This window comes from Paenalcaligenes hermetiae, assembly GCF_039543645.1.
Taxonomy (GTDB): domain Bacteria; phylum Pseudomonadota; class Gammaproteobacteria; order Burkholderiales; family Burkholderiaceae_B; genus Paenalcaligenes; species Paenalcaligenes hermetiae.
Map to the genome: position 1 here is coordinate 577,450 of NZ_BAABKD010000009.1, position 14,513 is coordinate 591,962.

The 14,513-nt window shown below is 50.3% G+C and carries 12 protein-coding genes; 10 read left to right on the forward strand and 2 right to left on the reverse strand.

What is annotated here, in order from left to right:
- Positions 1-71: 71 nt before the first annotated feature.
- From argS to ABD980_RS08585, 3 genes are read left to right on the forward strand one after another with little or no spacing between them, the layout of a single operon-like run.
- Positions 72-1,757: an arginine--tRNA ligase gene (gene argS / locus ABD980_RS08575; RefSeq protein ID WP_345370997.1), complete on the forward strand. Its 1,686-nt coding sequence runs from the start codon at positions 72-74 to the stop codon at positions 1,755-1,757.
- Positions 1,758-1,765: 8 nt separating this feature from the next.
- Positions 1,766-2,416, forward strand: a complete 651-nt coding sequence (locus ABD980_RS08580) for an SPOR domain-containing protein (RefSeq protein WP_260650984.1) — start codon at positions 1,766-1,768, stop codon at positions 2,414-2,416.
- 35 nt (positions 2,417-2,451) lie between these two features.
- On the forward strand, positions 2,452-3,084 hold the full coding sequence (locus tag ABD980_RS08585) for a thiol:disulfide interchange protein DsbA/DsbL (RefSeq protein ID WP_345371000.1): 633 nt from the start codon (positions 2,452-2,454) through the stop codon (positions 3,082-3,084).
- Positions 3,085-3,158: 74 nt separating this feature from the next.
- Here ABD980_RS08585 and metC read toward each other — a convergent pair whose 3' ends face one another.
- Together metC and ABD980_RS08595 are read right to left on the reverse strand one after the other, a co-directional pair.
- Positions 3,159-4,346 (reverse strand): cystathionine beta-lyase, encoded by a 1,188-nt coding sequence (gene metC, locus ABD980_RS08590; protein ID WP_345371002.1) that lies wholly within the window; start codon positions 4,344-4,346, stop codon positions 3,159-3,161.
- 9 nt (positions 4,347-4,355) lie between these two features.
- Complete coding sequence (locus ABD980_RS08595) at positions 4,356-5,429, reverse strand: MBL fold metallo-hydrolase (protein ID WP_345371004.1); 1,074 nt, start codon at positions 5,427-5,429, stop codon at positions 4,356-4,358.
- Between the two features lie 74 nt (positions 5,430-5,503).
- Here ABD980_RS08595 and ABD980_RS08600 point away from each other — a divergent pair, with 74 nt between their 5' ends.
- The 7 genes from ABD980_RS08600 (at position 5,504) to ABD980_RS08630 (ending at position 14,498) form a co-directional block, all read left to right on the forward strand.
- On the forward strand, positions 5,504-5,911 hold the full coding sequence (locus ABD980_RS08600; protein ID WP_300646492.1) for a MerR family transcriptional regulator: 408 nt from the start codon (positions 5,504-5,506) through the stop codon (positions 5,909-5,911).
- 63 nt (positions 5,912-5,974) lie between these two features.
- Positions 5,975-7,153 carry an isovaleryl-CoA dehydrogenase gene (locus tag ABD980_RS08605; RefSeq protein WP_260650990.1) on the forward strand — a complete coding sequence of 393 codons (1,179 nt, stop codon included), beginning with the start codon at positions 5,975-5,977 and terminating at the stop codon, positions 7,151-7,153.
- Positions 7,154-7,176: 23 nt separating this feature from the next.
- Entirely contained in the window at positions 7,177-9,027 is a 1,851-nt protein-coding gene (aceK, locus tag ABD980_RS08610; protein WP_345371008.1) for a bifunctional isocitrate dehydrogenase kinase/phosphatase, read from the forward strand.
- Between the two features lie 10 nt (positions 9,028-9,037).
- Positions 9,038-10,219, forward strand: coding sequence for an acetyl-CoA C-acyltransferase (locus ABD980_RS08615; RefSeq protein WP_345371010.1), 1,182 nt, complete (start codon positions 9,038-9,040; stop codon positions 10,217-10,219).
- 89 nt (positions 10,220-10,308) lie between these two features.
- Positions 10,309-11,916: a carboxyl transferase domain-containing protein gene (locus ABD980_RS08620; RefSeq protein ID WP_345371012.1), complete on the forward strand. Its 1,608-nt coding sequence runs from the start codon at positions 10,309-10,311 to the stop codon at positions 11,914-11,916.
- A 13-nt stretch (positions 11,917-11,929) separates the two neighbouring features.
- Positions 11,930-13,945, forward strand: coding sequence for an acetyl/propionyl/methylcrotonyl-CoA carboxylase subunit alpha (locus tag ABD980_RS08625; RefSeq protein WP_345371014.1), 2,016 nt, complete (start codon positions 11,930-11,932; stop codon positions 13,943-13,945).
- 91 nt (positions 13,946-14,036) lie between these two features.
- Positions 14,037-14,498 carry a Smg family protein gene (locus ABD980_RS08630; RefSeq protein WP_260650995.1) on the forward strand — a complete coding sequence of 154 codons (462 nt, stop codon included), beginning with the start codon at positions 14,037-14,039 and terminating at the stop codon, positions 14,496-14,498.
- Positions 14,499-14,513 lie beyond the last annotated feature (15 nt).

Below are 14,513 nucleotides of genomic sequence, written 5' to 3' on the forward strand. Positions count from 1 at the left end.
TTCGGGCTTGAGCCAATCTGTATTCTTACGCGCTCGCCTTTATTTATTGCCTATTTTCTCTCAAACAACCTATGCTTGCTCAGCAACAACAACAGCTCAGCGCCTGCATTCAGGCCGCCGTCCAATCTTTGGTGCCAGACGCTAACCCGTCTATTGTTTTAGAACGCCCTAAAGTCGCCGCCCATGGTGATGTGGCAACCAACGTCGCTATGCAACTGGCGCGTCCGGCCAAGCGTAACCCTAGAGAACTAGCTCAAAGTATTGTGGACTTTATTTTGGCCGATGCCAGCATGAAAGACCTCATTTCCTCGGCAGAAATCGCTGGCCCAGGCTTTATCAACTTTCGCTTAACACCTGCAGCCCACCAGGCTGTACTGCCAGAGGTTTTTACTCAAGGCAATGCCTTTGGTAATCAGCCAGCTACCCAACAAAAACTCATGGTGGAGTTTGTCTCTGCTAACCCTACCGGCCCCTTACATGTGGGGCATGCACGTCAAGCAGCGCTTGGTGATGCCTTATGCCGCTTATTTAGTAGTCAGGGGTTCGAGGTTAGCCGCGAGTTTTACTATAACGATGCCGGCAACCAAATCGATAACCTTGCTATTAGTGTACAAGCGCGCGCTCAGGGTATTGCTCCTGACAGCCCCGAGTTTCCTGCCGATGGCTATAAAGGCGATTACATTATGGACATCGCCCGCGCTTTTTTAGCCAAAGAAACGGTTTCTGCTGCGGATGGCGAGCCCGTCACTGCTTCCGGTGATATCCAAAATCTCGATGACATCCGTCGCTTTGCCGTAACGTATTTACGTCACGAGCAAGACTTGGATCTAAAAGCTTTTAATCTGGTTTTTGATAATTACTACCTCGAAAGCTCACTATACACCGATGGTCGCGTCGATGCTGTAGTCAAAGCCCTTACTGAAGCGGGTCATACCTATGAAGCAGATGGAGCGCTTTGGTTACGCACCACAGAGCTCAACACTGGTGACGACAAGGATCGCGTGATGCGCAAACGCGAGGGGGGCTATACCTATTTTGTACCAGACGTGGCATATCATGTTTCTAAATGGGAGCGCGGTTTTCATCACGCAATCAACATCCAAGGCACAGACCACCATGGCACAATTGCTCGCGTGCGCGCAGGCTTACAGGGCTTAAACATGGGGATCCCCGCCGACTACCCCGCTTATGTTTTACACAGCATGGTAAAAGTGATGCGAGGCGGCGAAGAGGTCAAAATCTCCAAGCGTGCCGGCAGTTACGTGACCTTACGTGACTTGGTAGATTGGGTAGGGTTAGATGCGGTACGTTTTTTCTTGGTTCAGCGTCGAGCGGACTCCGATTTTGTATTTGATATTGATCTCGCTCTTTCTAAAAGCGAGGAAAACCCCGTTTACTATATCCAATACGCACATGCTCGAGCACACTCTGTCTTAAAACAGACGGCTTTATCTAAGCAAGCCTTAGCAGAAGCCGACTTTAGCTTGCTCACCGCCCCTAGCGAAATCAAATTGTTACAGCGTCTGGCTGAATATCCCGCTATGCTAAGCCAAGCCGCCAAGGATCTTGCTGCTCATCAGGTGGCGTTCTGGCTACGTGACTGTGCGGCGGATTTCCACGCCTGGTATAACAACGAGCGCGTTATGGTAGAGAACACCGCACTAAAAACCGCTCGCGCCGCCCTGACGGCTGCTACTGCACAAGTCATTGCTAACGGCTTAGATAAGCTCGGCGTCAGCGCTCCTAAAACCATGTAATTATCATTATGGCCACCCGTCGTAAATCAACAGCTAAACCTTCTGCCGGCATGTTTTCCGGCATCCTGATTGGGCTAGTCATTGGGCTTGCCGCGGCGGTGGCCGTGGCACTTTACGTCACAAAAGCCCCCATGCCTTTCATGGATAAAGCGAGTCAAGAAATCGAACGCATTCTACTGCCTGATGTGCAACATGCTCCCGACCCCAATATTGGTCTCTATGGTGAAATGGCCCCCTTAGATCAACCCGTTTTTATTGGAAAAGAAGCCGAGATCGCACAAAATCTGGGGCAGGTGGCAGCCCCCTCAACACCCTCTATCCCTACCCCCTCTACAGATGCACTCGGTAATTTAATCGCTCAGCTTCCGAATCCCCATGCCGCTAAGCCAAGTGCCCCTAAAACCACTACTCAGGTTGCTAAAGCCGCCCCCTCCACCTATTACCTACAAGCGGGCGCTTTTCGCTCTGCTCAAGACGCAGAAAGCATGCGTGCCCGCATATTATTACTCGGCTTAGATGCGACTGTTCAAAAAGGTGAATACAGCGGTGGTACCATTAACCGTGTTCGGGTGGGTCCATTTAATGGGCTCGATCAAATGAATCAAGCACGAGCGACCCTAGGTAAAGAAAAAATTGAAACTTCTGTGGTACGTCCTTAGTCATACCACTATTTATTGGAGTCACAGGAATCATTATGTCTTATTTATCTCTTTTTAGTCGCTTGGCAGCAACGGCAGCACTAACTGCTAGCGTACTTATTAGCCCTGCTGTTACGGCTCAAGAGCTCGCCCCTAACTCTTACATCACCCTAGGCCAAGCCATACCAGCGGATAGCCTAAATAAAACCGAGGTGCTTGAGTTCTTTGCGTATAGCTGCCCACATTGTGCCGTTATGGAGCCTCTAGTCGAAAAATGGTCCCAAAGCTTTGAGGAGAAAGTAGTATTAAAGCGGGTGCCTGTGGCCTTTAACGCCGGTATGGCCGACTTACAGCGTACCTACTTTGTCTTTGAGGCGCTTGATCGCTTAGACTTACACCCTAAGCTCTTTGCGGCAATCCACCAAGAAAAACGCGCGCTATTTGATAAAAAAGCCATACGTAAATGGGCAGCAGATCAAGGCATCAGCGAAAAAGACTTTGATAATGCTTTTGATTCTTTTGGTACCCAAACCAAAGCCAATCGTGCTAATGATCTCATTCGTCTCTATCAAATCCAGGGTACTCCTAGCCTAGCGATCGGGGGCAAATACGTCACCTCGCCGGCTTTCACGAACGGCTACGAAGAAACCATACAAGTGGCTGACGCCCTACTAAAGCAAGCACAATAGCTGTTTTCAGGGGCTCGCAGGTTGCACTCTCACCCCCTTATTATGACGTCCTTGCGTATAGCAAGGACGTTTTTTTAGATGCTTTCTAATTGCTGACGCGCCTGTGCAAGATCTGCCACCAAATCCTCTACCTGCTCTAGGCCAATATGTAGGCGAATCAAGAACCCATTTTCCGGATTCCAGTACGAATGATTCGCTAAAGCCGCTGGCTCCACCAACTGAACAAGGCTTTCAAAGCCCCCCCATGAAAACCCAATCCCAAATAAACGCAAAGCATCAACAAAACGACGTGCGGCTGGCATGTCTACCCGCAAACTAAAAGCCAATAAACCATTTGAGCCGAATGCATCACGTTGCCATAAGGCATGCTGTGGATCATGTGGCCACGCTGGATGATAAATAGCGGAAACCTCAGGCCAGCTCGCTAAAAACTCACACACTTGTAAAGCACTTGCTGCGCTTTGCTGCATACGTAACGGCAGGGTTCGCACCCCACGCAAAGCTAACCATACATCGTCCGCACTCACAGAAAATCCCAACGCATAATGACAAGCCTCAATCTGCTGGGCATGTGCAGAATTTTTTGCTACTACAGCACCAAGCATCAAATCCGAGTGTCCACCAATATATTTGGTTCCAGCGATAATAGATACATCTGCACCCAAAGCCAACGGCTGATAAATCAAGCCTGAGCCCCAGGTATTATCCGTCATCAAAATCAGATCATGCGCCTGAGCCACAGCAGCTAAAGCCGGCATATCAAGCATCTGCATAAGCAACGACCCAGGCGACTCCACATACAGCACTTTGGTGTTCGGCTGAATCGCAGCTTGGCAGGCTTGGGGCGTGGGCGCACAATAACTAACGTTCACCCCCATGCGCTCTAAGACATTTTTATCCAAAGTACGTACCGGCGCATAAGCACAGTCAGCTACCACCACATGATCGCCCTGACTTAAAAAACTCAGCATGGCTAAACTAATTGCAGCCATCCCCGATGGCACCAAAAATGCCTGAGTACCGCCTTCGAGCTCACAAAACACATCCTCGAGCGCCCGATGCGTGTCCATACCCCCACGCCCATAAATGACCGCTCGCTCACCCGCTTGTCGCGCCGCAATTGCCTGATCTAAATGCGACAGCGTTTTAAAACGTACTGTACTTGTACGTACCGGTGGCATTGCTACGGGTGCCGCTCCCGTTTTATCATCGAAATCGGCTTGCCCAGCGTGTTGTAAAAAGGTGTGAAGGTGTGGCTTCATAATGTGTTCCTAAACCGAATAAAATTGATAAACGCCCTGATCATTCACGGCTCGCTTCACCTGCCCAGCAAAATACAATAAATGCAAATGTGCAATGGCTTCTCCCATCGCAAAAGTGAGCTGATGCATATCAAGCTGACGTTTAAATAAAATAGGGACCAGCTGCGCCGCACTACACCCGCCTGCTTGCCTACAGGCCGCTAAGGTCTCGGCCAAGCGATCCTGATGATGTTGTTTTAGCTGTGCGATACGCCAATGTAACCCCTGAAACGGTCTTCCATGCGAAGGCAGCACCAACGTCTGTTCCGGCAAATCCAAATACCGTTCTAAAGAATCCAAATACAACGCCAGTGGATTCGCCTCGGGCTCATAATCAAAGACACTCACATTGGTAGAAATCGTAGGTAAAACCATATCACCAGCAATCAACACCTGCTCACTATCACAATACAGTGCCATATGCTCTGGTGCATGACCATATCCAGCAATACATCGCCATGAACGCCCACCTATCATGACGCATTGCCCATCAAGCAAACGTCTAAAGTCACGTGGGAGTGTCATAACCAGACTTGGATAGTAGCGACTACGCTGTGCTATTTGCTCTTGAGCGGCGGGGTCGACCAGACCATGCCGTGCAAAATGCGCCGCAGCGGCGCGCCCTCCCGAAGCGCCCATCTGCTCGGAAGAAGCGGGGTTAACCCATAAGCACGCTAAGGCATAATCACTCAGGCTCATCCATAAAGGCACCTGCCATTTTTCTGCCAACCAACCCGCTAAGCCCACATGATCCGGGTGCATATGGGTGGCAATAATACGCAGTAAAGGCAACCCATTAAACACCGACTCAAACAGTTGCTCCCACAAAGCTTGCACCTCGGGCCGCGCCACTCCGGTGTCCACTAGTGTCCACCCTTTTTGACCTTCGATTTCATCTTCTAAGAGCCATACATTAATATGGTCTAAAGCAAAAGGTAAAGGCAACCGTATCCAATACACGCCCTTTGCCACTGCTTGCATGGTAGCGGCTGGGGGCAAAAAATCCTGCCATGGATAGATCAGTCCATTTTTGTTTGTCTGCATCTCCGTGTTCTCCCTGCTTGTCTGTTATGGTTTGCCATGGTAGTTTACGTTAACGTCAACTAATTTTAGTCGCTATGTCACAAAAAACATGGTCTATTTCTGATCTGGCTAAAGAATTCGATATTACGCCGCGTACCCTGCGCTATTACGAGGATCATGGCATCTTAAGCCCAGAGCGAGTCGGCCTACAACGACTCTACCACCCTCGAGACCGCACCCGCTTAAAACTAGCGCTACGCGGTAAGCGAATGGGGTTTAGTTTGGCTGATATTCGTAGTCTGATTGATATGTATGATGGCCCTGGTAGCACGCAAGCACAACTCATACACTATCAAAAAGTACTTAATCACTACAAAAACAAACTCCAAAGTCAACTCAAAGACCTACAACAAACCTTAGCAGAAATTGAAATACAACAGCAAAACTGTGATCGGCTGCTTGCGGAAAAATCACAACGCTGCCACACAAACGGGGCAACATAATACCTATCGTTTCTTGTGCCCTCTTTTCTTTTAGCTCGCAGTACTTTTGGTTGGAGACAAACGATGAACTTACCCGGATTAAACTTTGATCTCAGCGAAGAGCTCACTATGCTACGCGATACCGTTCGCCACTTTGCTGAGAACGAGATCGCTCCCCTGGCTCAACAAATCGACGAAAGTGACCAGTTTCCTATGGATCTATGGCCCAAACTGGGCGAACTAGGTGTATTAGGGCTGACCGTCTCCGAAGAATACGGTGGCGCTGACATGGGCTATTTGGCACATATGATTGCCATGGAAGAAATTTCCCGAGCCAGTGCTTCGGTTGGTCTGTCTTATGGCGCCCACTCGAATCTATGTGTTAACCAGCTCTTTAGAAACGGCACCGCTGAGCAAAAAGCCAAATACTTGCCAGGGCTTGTCGATGGTAGCCAAATCGGGGCGCTAGCAATGAGCGAAACCGGTGCCGGCTCTGATGTGGTCAGCATGCGCCTACGCGCCGAAGACAAAGGGGACCATTACTTACTCAATGGCCACAAAATGTGGATTACTAATGGTCCGGATGCCGATACCTTAATCGTCTATGCCAAAACCGACCCCGCCGCCCACCAACGAGGCATCACCGCCTTTATTATCGAAAAAGACTTCCCTGGTTTTTCTGTAGCTCAAAAACTAGATAAGCTCGGTATGCGTGGGAGCCACACTGGCGAGCTCGTTTTCACAGATTGCCGCGTTCCCAAAGAAAACGTATTAGGCGAGGTCAATGGTGGGGTAAAAGTCCTGATGAGTGGCTTGGATTACGAACGTGCCGTGCTGGCGGGTGGCCCACTAGGCATCATGCAAGCCGTCATGGATGTAGTGATGCCCTATGTGCATGAGCGCAAACAGTTTGGTCAGGCCATTGGTGAGTTCCAGCTTATTCAAGGCAAAATCGCAGACCTCTATACCACCCACCAAGCCAGTCGTGCACTCTGTTATAGCGTTGCTAAACACTTAGATGCGCTTGGCGAAAACCACTCGCGCACCGTACGCAAAGACTGCGCCGCAGCGATTTTATTTAGCGCAGAAAAAGCCACATGGATGGCAGGCGAAGCCATTCAAATCCTAGGAGGAAATGGCTACATCAACGAGTTCCCCACAGGACGCCTTTGGCGCGATGCCAAACTTTATGAAATTGGCGCCGGAACCAGCGAGATTCGTCGTATGTTAATTGGTCGTGAACTCTTTAATGAAACCGCTTAACCTTTAAACTTGCTATGAATGCCATGCCTTTTGCTTCAGACCACTCGATTATAGAACCCGCACAGCGACCTATGCCTAGCCCCGAGCACGTGGCAAGCATGATCTTACAAGGTTTTAATCGCCACTATTCTCTGTTCCGTTATAGTGCACAACGTGCCAAAGTCCTATTCGAATCGGCTCATTGGCATGGCATCCAGCAGCTCTCGCGCGAGCGCATTGAATATTACGATATGCGCGTGCGCGAATGTGCAGCGCTGCTCGGGCCCGTTTTAAAAAACACCGCGCTGACCCCCTCCTCCAATGAACAGGAGCTCAGCCCCGAACAGCAGCAGTTCTGGCAGCAAGTCAAACGCGAATTTGCGCACTCACTTGCTGGTCATAAACAACCAGAATGTGCAGAAACGTTCTTTAATTCCGTTTCATGTCGTGTGTTATCGCGCACGTATTTCAACAACGATTTTCTCTTTGTTCGCCCAGCAATCGCCACCGAATACATTGACAGTGCCCTGCCTTCGTATCGTTCTTACTACCCACTAGATACAGGTCTAATCCCCGCACTAACACAAATGATCACGGATTTTGGGTTGGCTTCACCATTTGCAGACCTACCCTCTGATGTACGCCTTTTGGCACGGCGAGCGATTCATGTTCTGCGCCAGCGCTTACCTCGCGACCCTGGCTTGCGTATTGGACCAGACTGTCAGATTCAGGTGCTCAATACGCTTTTCTTTCGCAATAAAGGCGCATATATCGTTGGACGATTCATTAACCATACCACCATCCACCCTTTTGCCATTGCCTTAACGCATACCCCCAGCCATCACATAGAAATCGATGCCTTGCTCGACAGCGCCGATGACTTAAGTACATTGTTTAGCTTTACGCGCGCGTATTTTTTGGTGGACATGGAAGTGCCCTCTGCTTACGTCCATTTTTTACAGTCGCTCTTACCACGTAAATCCGCCGCCGAGTTTTACAACGCTATTGGCCTACAAAAACAGGGGAAAAACCTCTTTTATCGCGATTTTTTACACCATCTTGGGCACTCCAGCGATCTGTTTCAGCTTGCGCCAGGGATTAAAGGAATGGTGATGACGGTATTTACCCTGCCTTCTTACCCTTATGTATTCAAAATGATACGCGATACTATTGCTAAGGATGGTATGGACCACGCTACGGTTAAAAGCCGCTACCTCTTAGTGAAAAAACACGATAGAGCTGGTCGTATGGCGGACACTTGGGAATACTCGCAAGTCGCCCTGCCTAAACGCCGCTTTTCGCCAGCATTACTGGAGGAGCTGCGCCAAGAAGTCCCCAGCCAAATCGAAGAAACTGGAGATCTAATTGTATTGCGTCATGTCTATATCGAACGGCGCATGTTACCGCTTAATATATACCTAAGTCGTGCTTCTGGTACGGCTTTAGAAATGGCAGTGAAGCAATACGGTGAGGCTATTCGCGAACTAGCAGCCAACAACATTTTCCCAGGGGATATGTTGTATAAAAACTTTGGTTTAACTCGATTAGGGCGTTTAGTGTTTTATGACTATGACGAAATTCAAACCATGACAGAAATGAATTTCCGCCATATTCCTCCTGCACCTAACGAAGAAGCCGAGCTAGCCAGCGAACCTTGGTATCCCATTGGTCCTAATGACGTTTTCCCGGAAGAATTTCGTTGGTTTCTACTAGGGGATCGTCGTATTCGCGAGGCCTTTATGAAATACCACGCTGAGCTACTCAATGCCGACTGGTGGAACGCCTGCCGCGATCGTGTCGCACAAGGCCGCCTAGAAAATATCTATCCTTACGATTTATCAAAACGCTTACCCCATCGTCGGGTAGCAAACCCCACTACGGTTATACCGCATTAGGAGTCAAATTATGTCTGATCATGTTGTCATTGTTTCTGCAGCGCGTACCCCCATGGGCGCAATGACTGGCAGCCTATCCTCCTTGGCTGCCCATGAGCTCGGCTCTGTGGCCATCAAGGCCGCCCTAGAGCGTGCTGGAGTCAACCCAGATCAAGTTGATGAGGTCATCATGGGCAACGTGCTCCAAGCCGGCCAGGGTCAAGCTCCTGCTCGTCAAGCCGCAATTGGCGCTGGCCTACCCAGCAACGCACCTTGCACTACGATTCATAAAGTCTGCGGCTCCGGCATGAAAGCCGCCATGTTAGGTCACGACTTGCTCAAAGTCGGTAGCGCCAACGTCGTCGTTGCCGGTGGTCAAGAGAGCATGTCCAACGCCCCTTACCTCTTACTTAAAGCACGCACTGGATACCGTTATGGTCATGACAAAGTATATGACCACATGGCGCTAGATGGCCTTGAGGATGCTTACGAAGGCATTGCTATGGGTGTGCTGGCAGAGCGTTGTGCCGAGAAGTACGCTTTTACACGCGAAGAACAAGATGCTTTTGCGCTTGAGTCCTTACGTCGCGCGCGCGCGGCAACAGAAGACGGCAGCTTTAAAGCTGAAATCGCTCCCGTCACCATTAAAGGGCGTAAAGGTGAAACCGTTGTGGATACAGACGAAGCGCCTACTCGCGCTATGCCTGACAAAATTCCTAGCTTACGCCCCGCGTTCAAAAAAGACGGCACCATCACTGCCGCAAATGCCTCTTCCATTTCTGATGGCGCTGCCGCGATGGTACTCATGCGAGAATCCACCGCCAAAGAACTCGGTGCCCAGCCTCTTGCTCGCATCGTTGCGCATACTCAGCACGCACACGAACCCGAGTGGTTCACCACAGCCCCTGTAGGTGCGGTGCAAAAACTGCTTGATAAAACAGGTTGGAAAATCGAAGACGTTGACTTATTTGAGATCAACGAGGCGTTTGCCGTTGTTACGATGGCCGCCATGAAAGACCTCAACATTCCTCATGAAAAAGTTAACGTTTACGGTGGCGCTACCGCTCTGGGTCACCCCATTGGTGCCTCGGGTGCGCGCATTGTGACGACGTTGATCCATGCCCTCAAACAAAAGGGCGGTAAACGCGGTATTGCCACTTTATGTATTGGTGGCGGCGAAGCCGTAGCCATGGCAGTAGAGCTCGTAGACTAAGCGTCACACTCGCCTTTTCTGTGTAGGAGACCCGGCAGGCCCTTGGGCCTGTCGGCCAAAACATAACGATATTAGGTGGCAGCACAGACATGACAATTATCAAAACTAAAGTACAGCCCCGTTCGGCGGGCTTTCAGGAAAACGCCGCTTCTATGGCAAATCTGATTCAAGATTTACGTAAAATACGCCAACAGCTTGCCCAAGGCGGCAGCGAATCCGCGCGCCAGCGCCATTTGGACCGCGGCAAACTCTTACCTCGTGAACGGGTAGAGCGGCTTTTAGACCCAGGCTCCCCATTTTTAGAACTTTCTCCTCTTGCCGCCTATAACCTCTATAACAACGAGGCACCCGGTGCCGGCATTATCACGGGCATAGGTCGTATTAACGGCATTGAGTGCATGATTGTATGTAATGATGCCACCGTCAAAGGGGGAACCTATTACCCCATGACTGTTAAAAAACACGTGCGAGCTCAAGAAATCGCCCAACAAAATCGCTTACCCTGCGTGTATTTGGTGGACTCGGGTGGGGCCAACCTACCCAACCAAGACGAGGTCTTTCCCGACCGTGATCACTTTGGGCGAATTTTTTATAACCAAGCCCAAATGTCTGCCCAAGGCATTGCCCAAATCGCCGCCGTCATGGGTTCATGTACAGCTGGGGGCGCCTATGTACCCGCCATGAGCGATGAGTCCATTATTGTGCGCAACCAAGGCACGATTTTTTTAGCTGGGCCGCCTTTAGTCAAAGCCGCCACAGGCGAAGAGGTCAGCGCCGAGGATCTCGGTGGTGGTGATGTACACACCCGTTTATCAGGGGTCGCCGACCACCTAGCAGAAAACGATGACCATGCGTTGCAACTGGCACGCCAAGCCGTTGGGCGCCTTACCCATCAAAAAACCTATCCCTGGCCACTGCGACCCGTAGAGGAGCCCCTTTACGACCCTGAAGAGCTCAACGGCATTATCCCTAACGACACCCGCAAGCCCTACGATGTCAGAGAGGTCATCGCACGTTTAGTCGATGGCTCCAAATTCGAAGAGTTTAAAGCCCGTTTTGGCACCACGCTGGTCACAGGCTTTGCGCATCTACATGGCATGCCTGTTGGCATCATTGCCAATAATGGCATTTTGTTTTCCGAAGCCGCGCAAAAAGGAACGCATTTCATTGAGCTCTGCTGCCAACGCAAAATCCCATTGATTTTTTTACAAAATATCAGTGGTTTTATGGTGGGGCGCAAATACGAAAACGAAGGCATCGCTCGCCACGGTGCCAAAATGGTTACCGCTGTATCTACCGCTTCGGTACCTAAGCTCACCGTCATTATTGGAGGCTCGTTTGGAGCCGGTAACTACGGTATGTGTGGCCGTGCTTTTAATCCTCGCATGCTCTTTATGTGGCCTAACGCCCGCATTTCCGTCATGGGGGGTGAACAAGCCGCTAGCGTATTAGCTACGGTGCGTCGCGACAACCTAGAAAAAACGGGTAAAGACTGGTCTGCCGACGAAGAGGAAGCCTTCAAAGCCCCTATACGCGAACAATACGAACACGAAGGGCACCCCTACTATGCCTCGGCTCGTCTCTGGGACGATGGCATCATTGAGCCGGCACAAACGCGCCGTGTTCTTGCGCTAGCGCTGTCCGCCGCACTCAACGCCCCCATCGAAGATACGCGCTTCGGTGTGTTCCGTATGTAATAGGGAGTAAACCATGTTTGATACTATTTTAATTGCTAACCGTGGTGAAATTGCTTGTCGTATTGCCGCTACTTGCCGCCGCTTAGGCATACGCACGGTCATGGTGTATTCCACGGCAGACGCAGAGGCGTTGCATGTCAAATCCGGGGACGAGGCCATTTGCATTGGCGAGGCAGAACCCCAAAAAAGCTATTTGAATATTGCTGCAATTATTGACGCCGCCAAACGTACCGGCGCCCAAGCCATTCACCCAGGCTATGGCTTTTTAGCTGAAAACACGGAATTTGCTCAGGCTTGCGCCGACAATGGTCTGGTTTTTATTGGTCCAAAGCCAGATGCTATCACGGCAATGGGAAACAAATCTGCCGCCAAACAGCTCATGGAGCAAGCCAATGTGCCCTTAGTACCGGGCTATCACGGTGATAACCAAGATGCCGCCTTTTTACACCAACAAGCTGACGCGATGGGCTACCCCGTGCTGATTAAAGCCAGCGCCGGAGGTGGTGGTAAAGGCATGCGCATTGTGACCTCGAGCGATCAGTTCCTAGAAGCCTTGTCTTCTTGTAAACGCGAAGCAAAAAGTAGTTTCAGTGACGACCATGTTCTCATTGAGCGCTACCTACAAAAACCGCGCCATATTGAAATCCAAATTTTTGCAGATACCCACGGCAATACCGTTCATTTATTTGAGCGGGACTGCTCCGTCCAGCGTCGCCATCAAAAGGTCATCGAGGAAGCCCCCGCCCCCGGCATGACCCCAGAACGACGTGCCGCCATGGGAGCCGCAGCCGTTGCCGCCGCTCAAGCAGTGAACTATGTCGGAGCGGGTACCGTAGAATTTATCTGCGAAGGCGATGATTTTTATTTTATGGAGATGAATACTCGCCTGCAGGTTGAACACCCCATCACAGAACAAATCACAGGTTTTGACTTGGTAGAATGGCAGCTTCGCGTTGCCGCCGGCCAAACCTTGCCCGCCTCGCAAGATAAACTCCATATTCATGGTCATGCTTTTGAAGCCCGTATTTACGCAGAAAACCCAGACAATCAGTTTTTGCCCTCAATTGGTCAAATCCACACTTTAGTATTCCCTGAACACCAAAGCTTCTGCCTTAGTCCCGTTCGGGTAGACAGTGGCATTTTGCAAGGGGACAGCATCAGCCCCTTTTACGATCCTATGATCGCCAAGCTCATTGTCCATGGCTCAGACCGAGAAGATGCGCTACGTAAACTACAACACGCACTTGAGCAAAGCTACATTGCCGGCTTACATACGAACCTACGCTTCTTACACCGATTAGCATGCGATGACGCCTTTATGGCCGGCGATGTCGATACAGGGTTTATTGAGCGTCGTTATGACTCGCTTTTCCCTCAACCTCGCCCCGCCGGCCTATTGGACTTAGCCGTAGCCTTGGCCGCACAGCTACACCAATATGGGGTAAGTTGTAGTCAAAACCCAACGGTTAGCGCTGATCCATGGGATCAAAATGATTTTTGGCGTGCTAATGACCTGCTGTACCGCCATTTTGTGTTTGCCGATGGGGATCAAACCAGTTCCCTACAACTACGCCGTGAGCATAATCAATGGTATTTACAACACAACGACACCACTACGCCATTTGCCTGGCAGGTCGAAGCAACAGAACAATCTCTACGTGTGACCATTACCCTAGGTGATCAGCGTCTTCATGCCACGGTCTATGGGCAAACCCCAGAGTACGATATCCGCTACGGTAAAATCCAACGCCATCTTACTTATGTCGACCCGCTAGCGGTGGATCCATTGGCCGAGGAAGACAACGGCGGCGGCCTGACGGCTCCGATGCCTGGCAAAGTCTTATCTTTGGCAGTACAAGCTGGGGACACCGTCGAGGCGGGCCAACTGCTACTGGTTCTGGAGGCCATGAAAATGGAACACGCGATTACCGCTCCCCATGCTGGCACCGTCAGCGAGCTTTTCTTTAACGCAGGCGATCAAGTCACTGAGGGTGCGGCCCTGCTTGCCATCGAAATTACAGACAACTAGATTTGCACCGCGGCCTAATTCAGCGTACAGTTTTACTTAAAACCGTGTAGGCTTTATGTAGGCCGCGCAATTTTTTTGATGGTAATACTCCATGTTCGATATATTGGTTTATCTTTTTGAAACCTATTACACTCCCCAAGCTTGTCCTAAAGCCGAGATCCTAGCGCATAAACTAGCAGCCATTGGTTTTGAGGACGAGGAAATCAACGAAGCCCTTAGCTGGCTCCATGGCTTACGCGAGTCCGCGGCCATGCATCAACCCTTATTACCTCAACATCATGCTCACAGCATTCGTGTTTTTACCGAACACGAACAGCAAGCCCTAGGCCACGAAGCCATTTCTTTTATCCGCTTTTTAGAAAACTCCGGTGCTTTACCTCCGGCCTTACGAGAAATCCTGATTGAACGCACTTTAGCGATTCATGAATACCCTGTGTCGCTTCCCACTATAAAAATAGTTGCTCTGATGGTGTTATGGAACCACGAGGTTGAGATCGATCATTTGGTTTTCGAAGAGCTATTAACCGACGATGAAAATCGTTTATGTCATTAATAGCCCTTTCTCCTT

What these genes read in the sequence shown, in the direction of transcription:
- argS (WP_345370997.1), top strand. Translation starts at nt 72, where the DNA reads ATGCTTGCTCAGCAACAACAACAGCTCAGCGCCTGCATTCAGGCCGCC.
- ABD980_RS08580 (WP_260650984.1), top strand. Translation starts at nt 1,766, where the DNA reads ATGGCCACCCGTCGTAAATCAACAGCTAAACCTTCTGCCGGCATGTTT.
- ABD980_RS08585 (WP_345371000.1), top strand. Translation starts at nt 2,452, where the DNA reads ATGTCTTATTTATCTCTTTTTAGTCGCTTGGCAGCAACGGCAGCACTA.
- metC (WP_345371002.1), bottom strand. Translation starts at nt 4,346, where the DNA reads ATGAAGCCACACCTTCACACCTTTTTACAACACGCTGGGCAAGCCGAT.
- ABD980_RS08595 (WP_345371004.1), bottom strand. Translation starts at nt 5,429, where the DNA reads ATGCAGACAAACAAAAATGGACTGATCTATCCATGGCAGGATTTTTTG.
- ABD980_RS08600 (WP_300646492.1), top strand. Translation starts at nt 5,504, where the DNA reads ATGTCACAAAAAACATGGTCTATTTCTGATCTGGCTAAAGAATTCGAT.
- ABD980_RS08605 (WP_260650990.1), top strand. Translation starts at nt 5,975, where the DNA reads ATGAACTTACCCGGATTAAACTTTGATCTCAGCGAAGAGCTCACTATG.
- aceK (WP_345371008.1), top strand. Translation starts at nt 7,177, where the DNA reads ATGCCTTTTGCTTCAGACCACTCGATTATAGAACCCGCACAGCGACCT.
- ABD980_RS08615 (WP_345371010.1), top strand. Translation starts at nt 9,038, where the DNA reads ATGTCTGATCATGTTGTCATTGTTTCTGCAGCGCGTACCCCCATGGGC.
- ABD980_RS08620 (WP_345371012.1), top strand. Translation starts at nt 10,309, where the DNA reads ATGACAATTATCAAAACTAAAGTACAGCCCCGTTCGGCGGGCTTTCAG.
- ABD980_RS08625 (WP_345371014.1), top strand. Translation starts at nt 11,930, where the DNA reads ATGTTTGATACTATTTTAATTGCTAACCGTGGTGAAATTGCTTGTCGT.
- ABD980_RS08630 (WP_260650995.1), top strand. Translation starts at nt 14,037, where the DNA reads ATGTTCGATATATTGGTTTATCTTTTTGAAACCTATTACACTCCCCAA.